Source organism: Streptomyces sp. NPDC001858 (assembly GCF_053594615.1).
On record NZ_JBSFEV010000034.1, the window covers coordinates 19,406 to 36,526 of the forward strand.

Here is a 17,121-nt window from a genome sequence, read left to right on the forward strand (position 1 = left end):
CCCCATGACTCCCTGCCGGTGCGATTGCCCCCCGGCCCACCGTGGCGTCGCTTCGGGGCACAACGGCCCAAGCGGCCGGCCTACGTGATCAGGCCTGACGACACTGACGTGGTCAATGCGGCCCTTCACTTGCGACGGCCGTTGCTCGTCACCGGCTTCCCCGGCGTCGGCAAGTCGTCGCTGGCGTACGCGATCGCGGACGACCTCGGTCTGGGCGAGGTCCTGCACTGGGCGGTCAACTCCCGCTCGCTGCTCACCGAAGCGCTCTACCGATACGACGCTGTCGCCCGCCTGCGGGACGCTGCCGCGCCCGAACACGCGGGCGAGCGCCTCCCGGTCGAGAACTACGTTGTTCTGGGGCCCCTCGGCACGGCCCTGGCTTCCGCGGCGGGCAGCCCTCGCGTCCTCCTGATCGACGAACTGGACAAGGGCGACATCGACCTGCCCAACGATCTCCTGACGGTATTCGAGGACGGCGCCTTCGAGATCCCGGAACTCAGCCGCCAGGCCACGGAGTTGGGTAACAGGGAGGCCGAGGTCGCGCTCACCCGTCCCGTTCCCAACCGGAGGCCGGACACGGACGGCGCGGCCGGGCAGGACTGGCCGGGCCCGTCGTCGGCCAAGGTGGTCGACGGGTGGATGTACTGCCAGGAGTTCCCGGTCGTCGTCATCACCAGCAACGGGGAACGAGACTTTCCGCCCGCCTTTCTGCGGCGCTGTGTCCGCCTCGATCTGAAGGATCCCGAACCGAACCACCTGACCGAGGTGGTCAAGGCCCAGTTCGGAGACAGCTTCACGGGCGCGCAGGACGATCTGCGGGCCGCCGTGGACGAGATGATCAGCGAGTTCGGCGTTGCAGGGCGGCAAGGGAGGCTGGCCACGGATCAGTTGCTCAACGCCATTCATCTGCGTCTGAATGCCGTACCCCTCGACCGGCACGTGCTCGACGCGGTGCTCAGGCCGCTCGACGGCACGGACTCCAGCCCATGATCGCCACGCTCCGCTCGGCGCTGGTGGCTGCCGGATACGACCCGACGCCGGAGGAACTTGCCGACATCCTGTGGCTGGGGGCGCTGCCGCACATCGCAACATCCCAGCCGGTGGCCGGAGGCGGATCCCACGCGAGGGGCCGTCCCGTCGAAGCGGGTGGCACGTCGGCCGTCGACCCGGATGCCGCCCCCGACCAGCAGATGGCCGCGCGTGAGCAGTCCGGCAGCCGGGTGCTCTACGCGTCGGCGGACTGGTCGGGCACCGGGGGCGCGACCGTCTCGCCGACCCGTCTGCCCACGCCGGGGGCTCTTCCCCACGCCCGCAGCATCCTCAAAGCCCTGCGGCCGCTGCGTTCGACGGTCCGCTCGCACACTCGTCTCCGCCTCGACGTCGGAGCCACCGTGACGGCGCTCGCGGACGGCCTCCGCAACATCGTCCTCACCCCCGAACACGAACTGCTGCTCGACCTCACCTTCGTCGTCGACGACGGCATCTCCATGGCTGTGTGGCACGACGCGGCGAAGGAACTGCACCAGGAGCTCCATCGCCTCAGGGCGTTCCGTCGCATCCGGCTGCTGGGCATGAACACCGACGACCCCGAACAGGTGCGGTTCACAGCCGAGCCGTTTCGTCAGAATGCCCCCATAGCCTCGCCTCCGGTCGGAGGCCGCACCCTCCTGCTGGTCCTGTCCGATGGAGTCGGCCACGCCTGGCAGGCCGGCAAGGCACAAGAACGTCTGATGAAATGGGCGACGAAGGGGCCCACGGCGGTCTTCCACGTCCTGCCGGAGGACAGGTGGCCGGACACAACCCTGCCCACCGTGCGTCTGATGGCCTCCGCCACCCGCCCCGCCGTCGCCAATCACCACATCCGGTTACGCCACCCTCGTCTGCCCCGGGACATACTGTCCGTCCCGAGCCCGCCCGTTCCGGTGATCGACATTGTTCACGGCAGGTCGGTCCGGGCCTGGGCCCAGCTGATCGGGGCGCCCTCGGGCGAGTCGGCCCTGCATTTCTACGACCCCAAGCAGGTGCGCGCCTACCAGCCCTCCCTGTCCGGTGGCGTCGAGATCGCCCCGGAAGCCGCGCTCGAGGAGTTCCTCGCCTACGGCTCGGACAGCGCACGTCGGGTGGCGGCTCATCTCGCCTGTGCGGGCAGCGCCTTGACCGTTCCGTTGATGCGTCTCGTGCAGCGATCGGCAGCGCCGAGCTCGGGTCCCGAACATCTGGCCGAGGTGTTCCTCGCGGGTCTGCTGACCCCCTGCAAAGCCGGAGCGGTGGAAGGGGCCGAGCCGCTCCCTCACCTGGCACTGCCCTGGGATCAGCGCTCATTCGCGTTTCCCCCTGCCGTAGCGGACTCACTGCGGGAACTCGTACGACGCTCCGACGAACGGGCCACGCACGACTACGTGACCGGATACCTGGCACAGCAGCACAAAGCGGTCAAGGCCGGAACGGCGCTGATCTCGGATCCGCGCGGAGCCCTGCGCGCGCAGACCGACCTGCCCCTGGGCAGCGTCACGGGCGGGCCCGGGACACGACGGGTCCTGCTGACCGGGGCGCAGGCGTCCCTCCAGTCGCTGACGGTACGACTGAACGGGCTCATGGACCGCATGCAGGCTCCACGCCTGGAATGGGTCCACGAAGCCCTCGCCGCACAGCCCGCCGTCACGAGCATGCAGCGGGTTGCGGACCTGCTCAACCAGGCGGCAGCGCAGGAGAGAGCGGCGGACAACGCCGGTGAGTACGACGAACTGCAGCGCGTGCTCGACTCCCTGGCCCGGGAACTGGGACGGGCGGACATGGCCGCCGAATACGCTGCGGCGATCGCGGCTCTGCGGCGGGGAGGGACCGGTCCGTACTTTCACTTGAGCTACGCCCATACCCCGACGAGCGACTTCGACGACGCTGATCCGAACCGATGGGTTCACCAGCTGTTCCGTGACCTGTGCGGCCACATCCGGAACTTGACGTCGCTTCCGGAACCGATCGGATTCATGCACCGCTCGCTGGGCGCCGCGCACCGCTGGAACCATGATCTGGCCGACTCATTGGCCGGTTGCCGGGTGTTCGTGCCGCTGTACTCGCCGCGGTACTTCAACAGCGTCTGGTGCAGCAAGGAGTGGAGTGCCTTTGCGCAACGGACCGCCGGGTTCCGGGCCGAGGACCGCAGAGGCGCACCCGGAGCGATCGTGCCGGCCCTGTGGACACCCGTCGAAGCCCGCCGAATTCCGGAACCTGCCAGGTACATCCAGTACCTGCCCCCCGAACTCGACGACCGCTACCGCGCCTACGGGCTGTACGGCCTGATGAAGCTCAGCGCCTACCGCAACCACTACCAGCGAGCCGTGTTCGAACTCGCCCGACGCATCGTCGATGCGGGCGAGAACGTGACCGTAGAGCCCGTAAGGCGCGTCGACTTCACCACGCTGCCGGATGCCTTCGCACCCGCTACCCGCCCGGCGCACAGCGACAGTCTGTACGGCGACTACGACTGACGAGGAGTCCTTCTCCGCGGTCAGAACACCTGGACGAAGAGGACGGCGAGGCCTCCGGCGACCAGGCCGACGACGATGATCAGAGGGCTGCCCTTGAGCGCGGCGATGAGATGGAAGCCCATGTCCCCGTACTCCGGCATGCCTTCCGTGCCGGGCAGGACGAGCAGCCGCGGGCGCAGGCCGACGAAGATGATCCAGTCGAGGACGATCAGGTCGTAGACGGTGAGGGTGGCGAAGAACAGCGCCGCGCAGACGGCCGCCGGCAGGAAGGCCAGGCCTTCGTCCAGTGCTCCGTCCAGCCCGAGCAGCGCCGCCGTCAACAGAGGGATGCCGCACACGGCCCACACGAACACGCCGACGAACGCCGCCACGCGCCGGCCTCGCGCGCTCCTGGGCTTGCCGTATCGCTCCTGGATCGCCGGCGGATAGTCGTCCAGCAGGAAGTCCCGGCCGGCCGCCGCCCCGGCGAACACCGCCCCGGTGAACAGGACGCTCAGCACCAGCCCGTATCCGACGACGCCCTGGTCAGCCTCTTCCTCGCCATCGGGCTGCGGGCGCAGGACGCTCACCGAGCCTGGTCGCTCACCGTGCTCCAGGTGGCCGGGTTCGCCGAAGTCTGGGACGCCTGGCACGACCGCCCGCCGCCCGGGGCGGACCCGGTGGCGTGGACCGGCATCCCACCGCTCACACCGCACGACGAACTACCGCATCTACGGCGCGTCGTCGCGGAGTCCACCGCCGAACCGCCGGACGCACTGTTCGAGACGGTGGTGGCCATGCTGATCGCCGGCATCGACACGATGCTGCGGCAGGACCGGCGCGCGCGTACCGCACGGACGCCTCCAGGACGGCCATGAGACCGACGACTCCCCGGCGGACGGGCCGCAGACCGAGCCCGGGCAGGGGAGCGGCCGAGGGACCTCGTCCTCGACGAGTTCACTGAGGGCCAGGGTGTGGCAGTCGGTCGGTGGTCGGCTGTCTCGGGACGATTCACCAGATCTATGAGGGCCGAGGCAGGAGTTCGAGGCTGCGGGAGAACTTCAACGCGGGCGTAGCGGCTGCCCTGGTGGGGTCGCGGGGGCTGTGTGTCCTGAGCCGCAGGGACCCGCCTCCGCCGAACGGCATCAGACGAAGATCACGAGGAGATGCCTCGCGCCAGGCATCTTCGAATGAGGTCAGTGGTAGAGACACCTGCCGTGTACTCCACGAGCCGCAACTTCCCCGCGGCGGCCACCGGACCGTAGATCGCTTCGATGGCATCCGGCGAGATGTCGTCTCCGTGCACGACCACCGCGATGTCGTGATCGTCAAGGAACTCGGTCGTCACGCGTTGCGGAGCGTTCGGTATCACCGCATCGACGTAGCGGCACGACTCGATCACAGTGACCCGCTCGGCCAGAGTCATGATGGGCCTTCGCTTGTACTCGGTTACGACCTCGTCCGAGAGGACGCCGACGATCAGCCGCTCTCCGAAGGTTCGCGCGGCCTTGAGAAGCGCCACGTGGCCCGGGTGGAAGAGATCTCCCACCATGTCGACGTAGACGTTCCCCCGTTTGCTCGTCTCAGCATGGTCGGCCACGGCCTCTGTCCCCCTCTGCAGCGTCCGGCTGACCAACCCTGAAGTGGTCACTTCCCACTGTCAACCACGTTTCCGCTGCAACGAGCCGTGATCATGTTCGGGCGTCACGCAGCGTCAGGTCGCGTGGAGGACTGCTTCGGCGATTTTGCGGATGCGGTCCGGGGTGATGCCGGTGCGCTGTTCGACGGCGAGGGGGTGGTCGGTGGGTTCCAACTCGATGAGCGGGCGCTCCCCGACCGGCCTGGTGTGGACGTGGGTCTTCAGGTTGACGGTGCTGGGCGTGTAGAGGGCGAGTTCGGTGCTCAGCCATCCGAAGTACGGTTCCTCGGCCTCGCGTTCCGGGCTGTCCCACAGTTCCGCGGAGCGAGCGAAGTTGTCCCGGCTCAGGGATACCCAGACTCCCCAGGAGAACACGGCGTCGCTGCCGATGACGGGTATCTCGATCAGGCCCTTCACGAAGTAGTGCTGGGCCTTGATGACGCACTGATCCGAGGAGAGCAGACAGTCCGGTGCGCTCGCGAAGCTCTCGTCCCAGGCGTAGGGAGCCGCGGTCGAGTAGTTCATCGGTGTTTCCGCATGGTGCCGGCCACAGCACGAGCAGGTGAATCCGAGATCATCGATGGTCATGACGGGGAGCCTAATGATCGCTCCCGGGACCGCTGACATCGGCCTTCGGTCCTGAACGTCATCGGCACGGATCGTGTGTCCACTCCTCCCGCGCGTACGTCCTGGCGACCCGCGCTGGTGCGCCACGGACCAGCCGTAAGGCTGCGGCGGTGCCGTCCGGCGGTTGCCTCAACACCCTTGTCCAGCAGGATGCCTGATGGGCAGTCAGTCCCCGATCGGCACGCCTTTCGTGTGCGCCACGTCTCATCCACAAGTTGTTACAGCGGACCGGCGGCCGGTGTCTTGATGCTGTGGCACCAACATGGTTGCTGCGTCGAAGAGTGTTCACCAGAAGCGTCAACTGACGCTCGACGTAAGGTTCGGTTCGCAGATGCACAACAAGTCGAAGAAGTTCCGGCTGGCGGCAGTGGCGGTTGCCGCCGCTTCCGCCGCTGTTGCCGGAGTGGCGGCGCCCGCCGCGGCCAGTGACCCTTCGACCAAGGCCGATGGCCCTTCGGTCAATGCCTCGGGTTTTCCCGACGAGGGCCGTGATTGGAATCTGGTGACCTATTCGGGCGGGCCCATCTCCAGCCAGTCCACCCCCGGGGAGGCCCGCGACAACCGCGGCAACGTCCTTCACGCATGGCGCGGCAAGGACAACGACTACATCTGGATCTCGTTGAACAACGGGTCCGCCTACCAACTGCCCATATCGCCGGGGTCCCCCAACGCGCAGACGTATGCGGCCCCGACAGTGATCTGGACCGACGACGGGAACCGCGGCAACTTCCGGATCTTCCACACCGGCAGGGACGGAGACGTCTGGCAGCACCGCATCCAGCTCAACGCCGGCTACCAACTGCCGGAAACCCTGCCCTACGGGGCAAAGATCTCCAACGACACGCGAACCTCCGCCGACCTGCCTGTGGCGGCTGCCGCGCTCCCCGACAACTCCTTCATGCTCGCCTGGAACAGTCAGTCCAACGACGACATCTGGACGATGTTCTACAACGCCGCCATCAAGACGTTCGAGAATCCCCGCGTGGTTCCGAACGCTCTGAGCAAGGACGCGCCGTCTCTGGCCGCTCAGGTGGACGTCGACAACAACGACCCCGCCCCCTGGAACCAGGTCGTTCTCGCCTTCACGGGCACCGACAACAGCATTTACATGGCGCGACAGAGGTACGGGGCTTCCAGCTGGACGAATCCGTGGAAGCTCAGCCAGGGAAATGGCTGGTCGAGGCATGCCCCGTCCGTCGCGCTCTCCCCGAACGGCTACGGCGTGATCAGCCTCGCGGAGTCCGACAACACCATCGGCAGCTACCTGATCGTGCGAGACGGGGGGTGGAGTGGGTTCTACGAGGAGCCGACCTTTGCGCTCTCGTACGGTCGGTCCCCGCTGGCCGTGATGGACGGCACCGCTCTCTACTACGTCATCAACGGCAGTCAAGGCACGCTGAACGGCGTCTTGTGGAAGAGGGTCACCGACTTCGGCTCCATGCCCAAGCCGGCGCCACCGCAGTGGTAGAGGTTCAGGCTCTCCACCTGCACAAACCCAGCGATGACACATCAACAGAGGTCACGTGAAACCCATTCGACTTGCGGCCGTTCTGCTGTCCGGCCTGCTGCTCGCACCTACAGCGCCGGCGGTCGCCTCGGCTGCTCCGGTGGTCGCCTCGGAGGCGCCGCCGCCCGTGTCACAGGCGGAACCGGAAGAACCGTCGGAACCGGACACTCCCGAACCGGATCTGAGCTATCGAAACCGTACGGACTCCGTGACTCCAGGCCTGCCGGACTGGTCACGCGTGGGATATCGGGGTGGCGCGGATCTGCCTGTCGGCGATATAGGTACGACCCAGGTGGCGTCCTGCCGTATCTCCGCGGAAGAGCTCGCTTCCAAGTACAAGGTGATCGCCGACGACGGGAAGGATGACACCTTCGAGTTGCAGGCGGCGATCGACTACATCAAGAAGGAGTGCTCGCCGAACGCCAACTTCGGCCGGCTCTCGCGCATCGAGCTGCCGGCCGGGCGAATCGATGTGTCAGCGCAGATCTTCGTCGATGCCAGCTTCCTGACCATCAGGGGGAAGGGTTCCGATGACGGTGGCACCCGAATCGTGTTCCGACCCGACATCTTCACCCGGTACGAGACACTGATCAACGGTCGCTGGGATCCGGATGCCATGGTGGCCGGTTCCGGAAGCGACGTGGGCAACGGCGGCTGGCTGTGGCCGGGGAACGGTATGTTCCGGGTCCAGGCTCGGGATGTGGCCGAGCGGTACAGGGACGACTACGCGAACTCCAGCATCAACCGCCGAGACATCTTCGCGGGCTCCGTCAACCAGCACTGGATTTCCGGGGTCAAGCTGGCCGCCCAGGACGATGACCCGGGATTCTCGGCCCGGCAGGGCGAAAACACGATCCGGTTGGACCCAAAGGCCAACATGGACAAGTTCCTGCCGAACAGCTATGTGTGGGTGGGCGCGGCCAACAGCAGGAAGTTCTACGAGCAACAGGGCATCACTGACACGAGCATGATGGAGTCCCTCCACATGCGCCAGCAGATGTTCCGGGTGGCTCGCATAGACAAAACCGCCAAGACGATCAGGTTGGACCGCCCGCTGGAGTGGGACCTGCCGGTCGACTCCCTTTCGGACGGGTCTTCTCCTTTGGGCCCCAACCCGTATTTCAGCAAGGTCACCCCTCTGAAGGTCGTTGAAGGGGTCGGGTTCGAGGACTTCGCCTACACCCAGGACATGGAAGGCCAGAAGGGGGTGGACGGCAACACGTACTACCCGACCGCTGCCTGGGCGAAGAACAACTACGCCAACCTGGCGCCCGAGTACGCGATGCACGGCATCGTCTTCAAGTGGGCCGCCAACAGTTGGGCGCGCGGGCTGAAGGCCACCATGACCGGGTCGCATCCGATCGTCACCGAGGTCGCGCGCAACCTGCAGATCGAGCACAACAGCTTCGACGGGGCCTGGAACAAGGGCAAGGGCGGCAACGGCTATCTGCGCGGCAGCCGTGTGTGGGACTCGTTGTGGGCCTACAACACCATCCGCAATCTGCGCCACTTCACCTTCCAGTGGTCGGCCAGCGGTAACGTCGCCTTCCGCAATGACCTCGACTCGGACCTGAACCTGCACGGCGGCTGGGAACACGACAACCTGTTCGAGCAGAACACGGTGCAAGTTCCCTTCCAGCACTATGCGGCCAACTGCAGCAACAACTGCGGTGGTGAGGGAGGTCAGGTAGATTCCGGAACCTGGTATCCGATCTGGTGGGCAGCAGGCCCCAAGGCGGGCAAGTGGGCCGGTTCATCAGGCCCGCGGAACGTCTTCCACAACAACATCCTGAAGAAACAGCTCACACGGGGCGGGCCGTTTCTGGACTACGCGCCGTACGGCACGCGTGCCGGCATAGCCTACGTGTTCGGCTCGAACAAGGACGACACGAGCCAGTTCCAACACCTGAGCCAGGACGGGCAGGCGATCGCGGACTGGACCGACCGAGAGAACCTGGACTACCAGGACAAGGGAGTGGTAGCCCTCGAGGTCGGCAACCGGCAGTCCCTGTTCCTCGAATATGCCGGCCCTGAACTTGAGCCCCGGCCGCCGGGAATTCCAACCCGCAAAGTGGCCACCTGGAACATGTTTGGTTCGAATCTGTCGAATCTGCCTGAGGGCGGGGCCCAAGACAGACCCTGGGATTACCTGCAGAATTTGGGGTTCATTGACGAAAGCGACTCCAATGATAATGGGCCGCAAGTGATTGCCCTGCAAGAAGCTGGCACGCCGCCGGGCTATCTTCGGCCCGGGGCGGCAAGAAGATTCCGGCAAACCTCATATTCAGTGGATGCTCCGGGCATTGGTGTTATTAACCCCACTGTCAATGAGTATCGGTTGGGGACGGATGGGGCCCGGCCGCGAGGATATGTTTACTGGCTGCAGACAGACCATCGCCCTACCAACGGGGTAGGTCAAATGAACCTGGCCATCTATACTCGTAATCCAGCGGTGCCGCCCGGCGCGAACATGAATGATCATGTATTCGTCGTTCCAGGGGCGGTGGACGCAAACGGAGTCAGTACGGATCGCCCTGCTCTGGGAATTTTCTACCGTGACACCGTGTACTGGACCGTGCATGCGAGGTCGCCCGGTGGAGCGGACGTCGCCACCACGCTGAGGCAAATCAGGCAGCGAATGAGCACTGCGGGCCCGAACGGAACGCCCATGCCCTATGTGGTTCTGGGAGATTTCAATCGAACGCCTAGGGATCTGAGGGGTGCTGTCCTGCCGAGCGAGCATGCTGTCTGGGACCCGGCGGGGCCCACGCGGCTCGGCCGAATGCTGGACTATGCCGTCACGGCCGGCAGTAATCAGCCCAACGCGATCAGAGTCACGAGGAGAAGCCTCGTGCAATCTTCAGAAACGTTTTCCGACCATACTATGGCCGCATTCAATGTGACCCTGCCGACGCAAGCTGAAGCCGATCCTCCTGGAACCGGTGGCGCGCATCGCGGAAAACCGCGAACGAACGTGAGAGGCCTGCTTGGCAATTCCACGCATCCGTATAAGAATACTCTTCGCCCAGACCCCACAAGGTCTAGCGGCGAGGGCTATCAAGCTCGCACCAAGCCTCGGAGCAAGAATGATCTGCCGATGATGGGTTTCGAGTTCGAGGAGGATCCCGAGTATCCGGGATATTACCGCTTGCACCACTTGATGTCCGACATGTATCTCGGTCAAGTTGATCGTGCGGATGCAGAGGTGTATACGAAGGGTCACTTCTATGGACACGAATCGCTTTGGTACCCGATAGAAAATGACGACCACACGTGGACGCTGATAAACCGGCATTCCAGGCAAGCGCTCACACTTGTCGGCGATCAGCTGTTCGGCCGCGACTGGAATCCTGAGGACCCGAACCAGCGCTGGTTCTTCCAAGACTACGCTCACGCGTTGGATTCCTATGAGTTCACTGATCCGCAGGGTCAGGTACTCCGCCCGCTGAACGGCACCTCGGAAGAAAATGCTCCACTCGTGATGGCCCCCGACACCGATGACGCCGACGATGAATTCGTTGTCATTGAGGCGCCTCCCAGAGACGGTGAGGACTGTTTCTATGTGGTTGATGGAGCCGGAAGGTATCTCAATTCGACGAGCGGTGACTACGGTAGTCCGGCAGAGGGTAACTCGCTCTCGCTGAATGCATACCACCCTGACAACGACGGCTACTTGTTCTGTTCGGCCTTGGACCCCCGGGGTCAGGCGGCTGTATTGAGTCAGCACAGTAGGTTCAATGAGTTCGTCTACGTCAGCACTCGCGCATTGTCGACCTATGTCGGCTTGACATATACGACAGGTTCCGCGACCTTGTTCCGGATGAAATCGAAAATCTAGAGCAGGCGTCAACAGGGTGTAGCCAGCAAGTGCGTAAGCGTGCGGCGCCCGGGCGATGATCTGCCCTTCGGAACAGGGTGCCGCGGCACGGCGAAGCGGATGCCCTCCGCGTAGCCGGTGAGGCCCTCTTCCCGACATATCGGGAAGAGGGCCTCACAGTTTCTGGACCTCGGCTGGTCCTTCCCGTCACCCCCAGGTTGGTACTGCGAGTTCAGGAGAGCGCTACTGCCGATTCAGTAGCCGAAGTGTCGGCGGGAGCAGGGAGACGGGAGCCGTCGTGATCGAGAGCCTGGGGAGGTTCCCGAATCAGATGTGGAGACCTTCGTCCCGTGGCTGCTCTTCTCTACCGACTGGGCCGTACGGCCTTTCGACGACGCCGGCTCGTGACTGCTCTGTGGGTGGTCGTGCTGGGCGTCGTCGGGTTTGCCTCGACCGAGGCGCCCGCGCCTCCCGATGACACCGCCTCGATGAGCGGCATAGAAGCGCAGAGCGCCTATGACCTGCTGCAGAAGCGTTTCCCGGGCACTTCCGACAGCGCCGACACGGCATCGGCCAGGATTGTCTTCGTCGCTCCTGAGGGGCAGAAGGTCACTGCTTCCGGCAACCGGGCGGTGATCGAGAAACTGGTCGACGAGGCCGGCGAAGGCAGTCAGGTCGAGGCCGCGGTCAGCCCCTTCCAGGCGGGTGCGGTCAGCAAGAGCGGTTCCACCGCCTATGCGATCGTCACCTACAAGGCGAAGTCCAAGGACATCACCGACTCCACCAAGCAGCACCTGCAGACGGCGGTGGACGAGGCCCGGAAGGCGGGGCTGACCGTGGACGTCGGCGGCCCGGTGCTGGCCGCTCAGCCCGCGGCCGGAGGTGCGAGCGAGGCGATCGGCATCGCCGTCGCCGCGCTGGTGCTGCTCGTGACCTTCGGTTCCATGACGGCTGCCGGACTGCCGCTGCTGACGGCCGTCCTGGGGGTCGGCATCAGCATGGTGTCGATCATGGCGCTCGCCAGCACGTTCGGGCTGTCCACGACGAGCAGCAGCCTGGCCTCCATGCTGGGCCTGGCGGTCGGCATCGACTACGCGCTGTTCGTCGTGTCCCGCTATCGCGAGGAACGGGCCAAGGACCGAACCCCGCAGGAGGCCGCGGGCCTGGCCGTCGCAACGGCCGGCTCGGCGGTGGTGTTCGCCGGGCTGACGGTGGTGATCGCGCTCGCGGGGCTTTCGGTGGTCGGCGTTCCGACGCTGACGAAGATGGGCCTGTCGGCCGCCGGGGCAGTCGTGATCGCCGTCCTGGTCGCGCTGACCCTCGTACCCGCGCTGCTGGGCCTGTTCCCCGACGCCGTTCTGTCCCGCCGGATCAGGAAGGGCAAGGACGAGCGCGGCGGCACGACGGCGAATGCCGGAACCCGGTGGGCTCAGTTCGTGCTGCGCCGACCGGTGCCGGTACTCCTCGCCTCCGTCGCGGCGCTCGGCGCGCTGGCGCTGCCGGTGACGGACCTGCGGCTGGGCATGCCCGGGGACGAGTCGAAGTCCACCGCGACCACGGAACGGCGTGCCTACGACGAGCTCGCCAAGGGGTTCGGCCCCGGCTTCAACGGCCCGCTGACCGTCGTCGTGGACGCGAAGGACGCGAAGGACCCGAAGACGGCGCTCTCCACGATCAGGGAGAAGATCGCCGATACCGCGGGAGTCGTGTCCGTCTCCACCGCGACCTTCAACCCGGTCGGCGACACCGCCCTGTTCACCGCAACTCCCGCCACCGCGCCCACCAGTGAGGAGACCAAGGACCTGGTCCGGGCGATCCGCGCCGAGCGCGACGGTCTGCGGTCCGCGACCGGTGCGACGTTCCTGGTCTCCGGCACCACCGCGGTCAACATCGACGTCGCGCAGAAGATGCAGAGCGCGCTCGTCCCCTATCTCGCGGTCGTGGTGGGGCTGGCCTTCCTGCTGCTCCTCGTGATCTTCCGGTCGGTGCTCGTGCCGCTCAAGGCCGCCGTCGGCTTCCTGATGTCCGTGCTCGCCGCCCTCGGCGCGGTCGTCGCCGTGTTCCAGTGGGGCTGGGCGGCCGAGCTGATCGGCCTGCAGCAGACCGGGCCGATCATGAGCACCATGCCGATCATCATGGTGGGCATCGTCTTCGGCCTGGCCATGGACTATGAGGTGTTCCTGGTGTCCCGGATGCGGGAGGCGTACGTCCAAGGGGAGCGGCCCGCCGATTCCGTGGTCAGCGGGTTCCGGCACAGCGCCCGTGTCGTGGTGGCCGCCGCACTGATCATGATCGCCGTCTTCTCCGGGTTCGTCGGGGTCGGAGTGGCCATGATCAAGATGATCGGCTTCAGCCTGGCCGTGGCCGTGCTGTTCGATGCCTTCCTGGTCCGGATGGTCTTCGTCCCGGCAGTACTGGCCCTGCTCGGAGAGCGGGCCTGGTGGCTGCCGCACTGGCTCGACCGGCGCCTGCCCCACGTCGACATCGAGGGCGAGGCTCTCACCGACGCGAGGGCCGGCAGGCGAGAGCCGGCCCCCGACAAGGCACCTGCATCGGCGCTGAACTGAGACGGCGTTCCCGTGCGCGGCCCGCAGGGTTTCCCGTGGTGTCTTGGGAAACCCTGCGGGTGTCGCCGCGCGGTGTGACCGATCATGGACGAAACACCCCGCGACCGGAGCACGTGATGATCACCCGCTGGCAGCACTACGCACAGAACCATCCGCACGCCGTCGACGCGTTGCTCGTCACCGTGCTGTTCGTGCTGTCCGGACCGGTGGCCCTCTACAGCAGCGACAGCTATGCCGAGGGACTGGGCTGGTGGTCGGCCCTCCCGCTGGCCGTCGTCGCCTCCTTCGCCCTGCTGTGGCGCCGCACCCGTCCCCGGACCGTGCTCATCGTGACGGCGGTGTGCGCCGGGGTGGCCGGCGGAGTCGGCTACCTGCTCACTCCGATGCTGCTGGCGCCGGTCATCGCGGCTCTGTACGAGCTGGCCGTGCAACTGCCGCGCAGAATCGCCTACGGCTGGTGTCCTGCCATGACGGCGGTCATCGTGCTGCCCGTGGTCTTCGGCGACCGCTACGGCCACCCCTGGCCCCTCGCGGTCATCAATCCGATCCTGTGTCTGCTGCTCCCGGTGGCTCTGGGGACGGCGGCGCAGACCAGGCGCGCCTATCTGGAAGCGGTCCAGGCGCGGGCCGAGTACGCCGAACGCAGCCGGGAGGAGGAGGCCCGGCACCGCGTCGCCGAGGAGCGCGTGCGGATCGCACGCGAGCTGCACGACGTCGTCGCCCACCACCTGGCGCTCGCCAACGCGCAGGCCGGCACCGCCACCTTCCTCGCACAGACCAGCCCGCACAAGGTCGCCCCCATGGTCGCCCAGCTCGCCTCCACCACCTCCTCGGCGCTGCGCGAGCTCAAGGCCGCCGTCGGGCTCCTGCGCCGGCCGGACGACCTCGACTCGCCCACGGAGCCGACGCCCGGCCTGCGCGGGTTGCCCGCCCTCGTCGACTCCTTCGCCGCGGCCGGCCTCGGTGTCGAGGTCGTCGTCGACGGTGAGGAGCAACAGCTGTCGCCGGGCGTGGACCTGACCGCATACCGGATCGTGCAGGAGGCCCTCACCAACGTCACCAAACACGCGCCGAACAGCACCACACAGGTCACGCTGGCTTACGGCCGCGACAGGCTGACCGTCACCGTCACCAACGAACCCTCCGCCCGCGATCCGGCCCCGGCCGGTCCCGGCGACGGTTTCGGCTTGATCGGCATGCGCGAGCGTGCCCGCTCGGCCGGCGGCCGCTTCGACGCCGGCCGGCGCCCCGACGGAGGCTTCACCGTGACCACCGAACTGCCGATCCTCCACTGACTGCTGAGAAGACACACATCCATGACCATCCGCATCCTGCTGGCCGACGACCAAGAACTTCTGCGCACCACCTTCAGGATTCTCATCGAGGAGAATCCCGACATGGAGGTGGTCGGTGAAGCATCCGACGGAGCGCAGGCCGTCGCCCTCACCCGTACCCACCGTCCCGACATCGTCCTGATGGACATCCGCATGCCCGGCACCGACGGCCTCGCCGCCACCACCGCCATCTGCCGGGACCCGAGCCTCGCCGCCACCCGCGTACTCATCCTCACCACCTTCGAGACCGACGAATACGTCGCCCGGGCGCTGCGAGCGGGGGCGAGCGGATTCCTCGGCAAGGACGTCTCCGCCTACGCCCTGCTGGACGGCATCCGCACGGTCGCCGCCGGCGAGGCCCTCCTGTCTCCCACCGCCACCCGCACCCTCATCACCCGCTTCCTCACCACAGCCGACCCCGGGGCAGCCCCGCCGCCGGAACTGACCGCGCTCACCACACGGGAACGCGAAGTGATGGCGCTGGCCGCGGAAGGCAAGGCCAACCCGGAGATCGCCGACGACCTCGTCCTCAGCCCGCTGACCGTCCGCACCCACATCCAGCGGGCGATGAACAAACTCGGCGCCCGCGACCGCGCGCAACTCGTCGTCATCGCCTACCAGAGCGGCCTGGTACATCCCCGGCCCCGGCCGAACGGCACCACGGACGACCGGTGACACCAGCAGCGTCAGACCCCACCCGAACAGCGGCGGGTCGCCGAGGCGCGCCTCGGCGGACCACTGCCATGCGCCGGGCTTCCGTCAGCGCGTCGCCTTCGAGGCCGGGCGCTTGTACAGCTCAAGTGGCACCCGGCTGATGACGGAGTCGAGGGAGGAGTTGTTGCGCCCGTCGGCCCAGGTGACGTACGCGTACCCGCCGGCGATGGTGATGCCCGACCAGCGGTCACCGGGAGGGCCCATCTCGCCGACCGGCTCGGTCACATGGTTGACCTGCACCGGGGCGCTGAACGAGCGGCTGTGGTCGAACGAGACGACCGAGAACGCGTCGCCCGTCGTGGTCCGCCACATGACGCCCAGCTCACCGTCGGCGCCGAAGTCGATCGCCGGCCGTTGCGCGTTCGGAGTGGAGATCGCGGCCGGCCCGGTCCAGGTCGTGCCGGCGTCCGGGGTGACGTAGACCTCCAGGGTGTCGGAGTCCCGGGGCACCATCACGGCGAACCGGCCCCGGTGGGAGGGATCGGCTGCCACCCACGGGACGGGGTCGGCAGCCGCGCCCAACCGCGGAGTCGGCACCAGAGACCCGGTCCCCGCCGCGACGGGCGTTCCCCGGCCGTCGTTCACCGTCGTGTTCGTCCACGTCCTGCCGTCGTCGCGGCTGACGTGGAAGTTGACCGGCCTGCCCGCCTCCTGGGAGGCGGACACGAGGATCCCGCCGTACACGGCGATCGCGCGACCCGGATAGCCGCAGACCAGCGGGATGCCCGGCGCCACCTCGATACAGGGCATCGGACCCGGGATCACCCGCGAGTCCCTGCTGAAGGTCTTGCCGCCGTCCGCGCTGACGGAGACCGCGCTTGGGTACTCCCATGCCGCCCCGGCGACGGCGTAGACCTTGCCGGTCGCGACGTCCACCCGCATCTTCGGGGCACCGCCGAGCAGCAGGGGTGTGGAGACCGGGTCGGTCCAAGTCCGGCCGCCGTCCGTCGACTTCGCGACCTGGTTGTGGTTCCGCAGGTTTGCGTCCAGACCCGAGCTGACCTGGTTGTTGTCCACGTACACGGTGCCCTTCGCGTCGAACTGCACGCTCGGCTCACCGCACTTGGGCGCCGCGTCGCCCAGCGGCCACGCCACCCGGGTCCAGGTGTCGCCCCTGTCGTTCGAGTAGGCGAGGAAGCACCCGCCGTCGACCGGCTCCAGACCCGGCGACGGCGGGAAGATCGTCGAGACGAAGACGAGGTTCCTCGGGTTCCTCGGGTTGACGGCGACCGTCGGCTGCCCCTCTTTGGTGGCGGGCATGTTGGTGACGTCGACCTCGTGAACGGCTGCATGGCCGCCCGCGTCCTGCGGTACCGCCACGGCGGCGGGCGAACCGCACAGCAGGAACAGCGCGGAGAACGCCGCGGAGCTCAACTTCGTGGACGAACTGCTGAATAGCATCACGTCGGTCCTCAGCTCTCACATCTGGGTGTCAGCGAGCCATCAGAG

At 66.8% G+C, this 17,121-nt stretch carries 12 protein-coding genes; 8 read left to right on the forward strand and 4 right to left on the reverse strand.

The genetic code is table 11. From position 1 onward, the window contains the following. Positions 1-129 precede the first annotated feature (129 nt). Positions 130-990, forward strand: a complete 861-nt coding sequence (locus tag ACWCPF_RS34585; protein WP_451049056.1) for an AAA family ATPase — start codon at positions 130-132, stop codon at positions 988-990. Then, on the forward strand, positions 987-3,488 hold the full coding sequence (locus ACWCPF_RS34590; protein WP_451049057.1) for a TIR-like protein FxsC: 2,502 nt from the start codon (positions 987-989) through the stop codon (positions 3,486-3,488). The genes ACWCPF_RS34585 and ACWCPF_RS34590 overlap by 4 nt, the downstream gene beginning before the upstream one ends. A 20-nt stretch (positions 3,489-3,508) precedes the next feature. Here the strand turns inward: ACWCPF_RS34590 and ACWCPF_RS34595 are convergent, their stop codons facing one another. Continuing rightward, the gene (locus ACWCPF_RS34595) at positions 3,509-4,057 is read right to left on the reverse strand and encodes a hypothetical protein (RefSeq protein ID WP_451049058.1); all 549 of its coding nucleotides are present in this window, start codon (positions 4,055-4,057) and stop codon (positions 3,509-3,511) included. A gap of 27 nt (positions 4,058-4,084) precedes the next feature. Between ACWCPF_RS34595 and ACWCPF_RS34600 the strand changes: the two genes are divergently transcribed. Continuing rightward, complete coding sequence (locus ACWCPF_RS34600) at positions 4,085-4,345, forward strand: hypothetical protein (RefSeq protein ID WP_451049059.1); 261 nt, start codon at positions 4,085-4,087, stop codon at positions 4,343-4,345. Between the two features lie 278 nt (positions 4,346-4,623). Here ACWCPF_RS34600 and ACWCPF_RS34605 read toward each other — a convergent pair whose 3' ends face one another. Next, positions 4,624-5,067 carry an adenylyltransferase/cytidyltransferase family protein gene (locus ACWCPF_RS34605; protein WP_451049060.1) on the reverse strand — a complete coding sequence of 148 codons (444 nt, stop codon included), beginning with the start codon at positions 5,065-5,067 and terminating at the stop codon, positions 4,624-4,626. Between the two features lie 114 nt (positions 5,068-5,181). Then, positions 5,182-5,631 carry a DUF2199 domain-containing protein gene (locus ACWCPF_RS34610; RefSeq protein WP_451049061.1) on the reverse strand — a complete coding sequence of 150 codons (450 nt, stop codon included), beginning with the start codon at positions 5,629-5,631 and terminating at the stop codon, positions 5,182-5,184. 433 nt (positions 5,632-6,064) lie between these two features. Here ACWCPF_RS34610 and ACWCPF_RS34615 point away from each other — a divergent pair, with 433 nt between their 5' ends. From ACWCPF_RS34615 to ACWCPF_RS34635, 5 genes are all read left to right on the forward strand, one after another. Next, positions 6,065-7,201, forward strand: a complete 1,137-nt coding sequence (locus ACWCPF_RS34615) for a hypothetical protein (RefSeq protein WP_451049062.1) — start codon at positions 6,065-6,067, stop codon at positions 7,199-7,201. Between the two features lie 55 nt (positions 7,202-7,256). Continuing rightward, positions 7,257-11,078, forward strand: coding sequence for an endonuclease/exonuclease/phosphatase family protein (locus ACWCPF_RS34620; RefSeq protein WP_451049063.1), 3,822 nt, complete (start codon positions 7,257-7,259; stop codon positions 11,076-11,078). A 329-nt stretch (positions 11,079-11,407) separates the two neighbouring features. Further along, a complete protein-coding gene (locus tag ACWCPF_RS34625; protein ID WP_451049064.1) occupies positions 11,408-13,624 on the forward strand; it encodes an MMPL family transporter in 2,217 nt (738 codons plus the stop codon). 116 nt (positions 13,625-13,740) lie between these two features. Continuing rightward, positions 13,741-14,919 carry a sensor histidine kinase gene (locus ACWCPF_RS34630; RefSeq protein ID WP_451049065.1) on the forward strand — a complete coding sequence of 393 codons (1,179 nt, stop codon included), beginning with the start codon at positions 13,741-13,743 and terminating at the stop codon, positions 14,917-14,919. Between the two features lie 21 nt (positions 14,920-14,940). Further along, complete coding sequence (locus ACWCPF_RS34635; protein WP_451049066.1) at positions 14,941-15,633, forward strand: response regulator transcription factor; 693 nt, start codon at positions 14,941-14,943, stop codon at positions 15,631-15,633. A gap of 84 nt (positions 15,634-15,717) precedes the next feature. On the opposite strand, the gene ACWCPF_RS34640 is transcribed toward ACWCPF_RS34635, so the two are convergent. Continuing rightward, complete coding sequence (locus tag ACWCPF_RS34640; RefSeq protein ID WP_451049067.1) at positions 15,718-17,073, reverse strand: sialidase family protein; 1,356 nt, start codon at positions 17,071-17,073, stop codon at positions 15,718-15,720. Between the last annotated feature and the right edge of the window lie 48 nt (positions 17,074-17,121).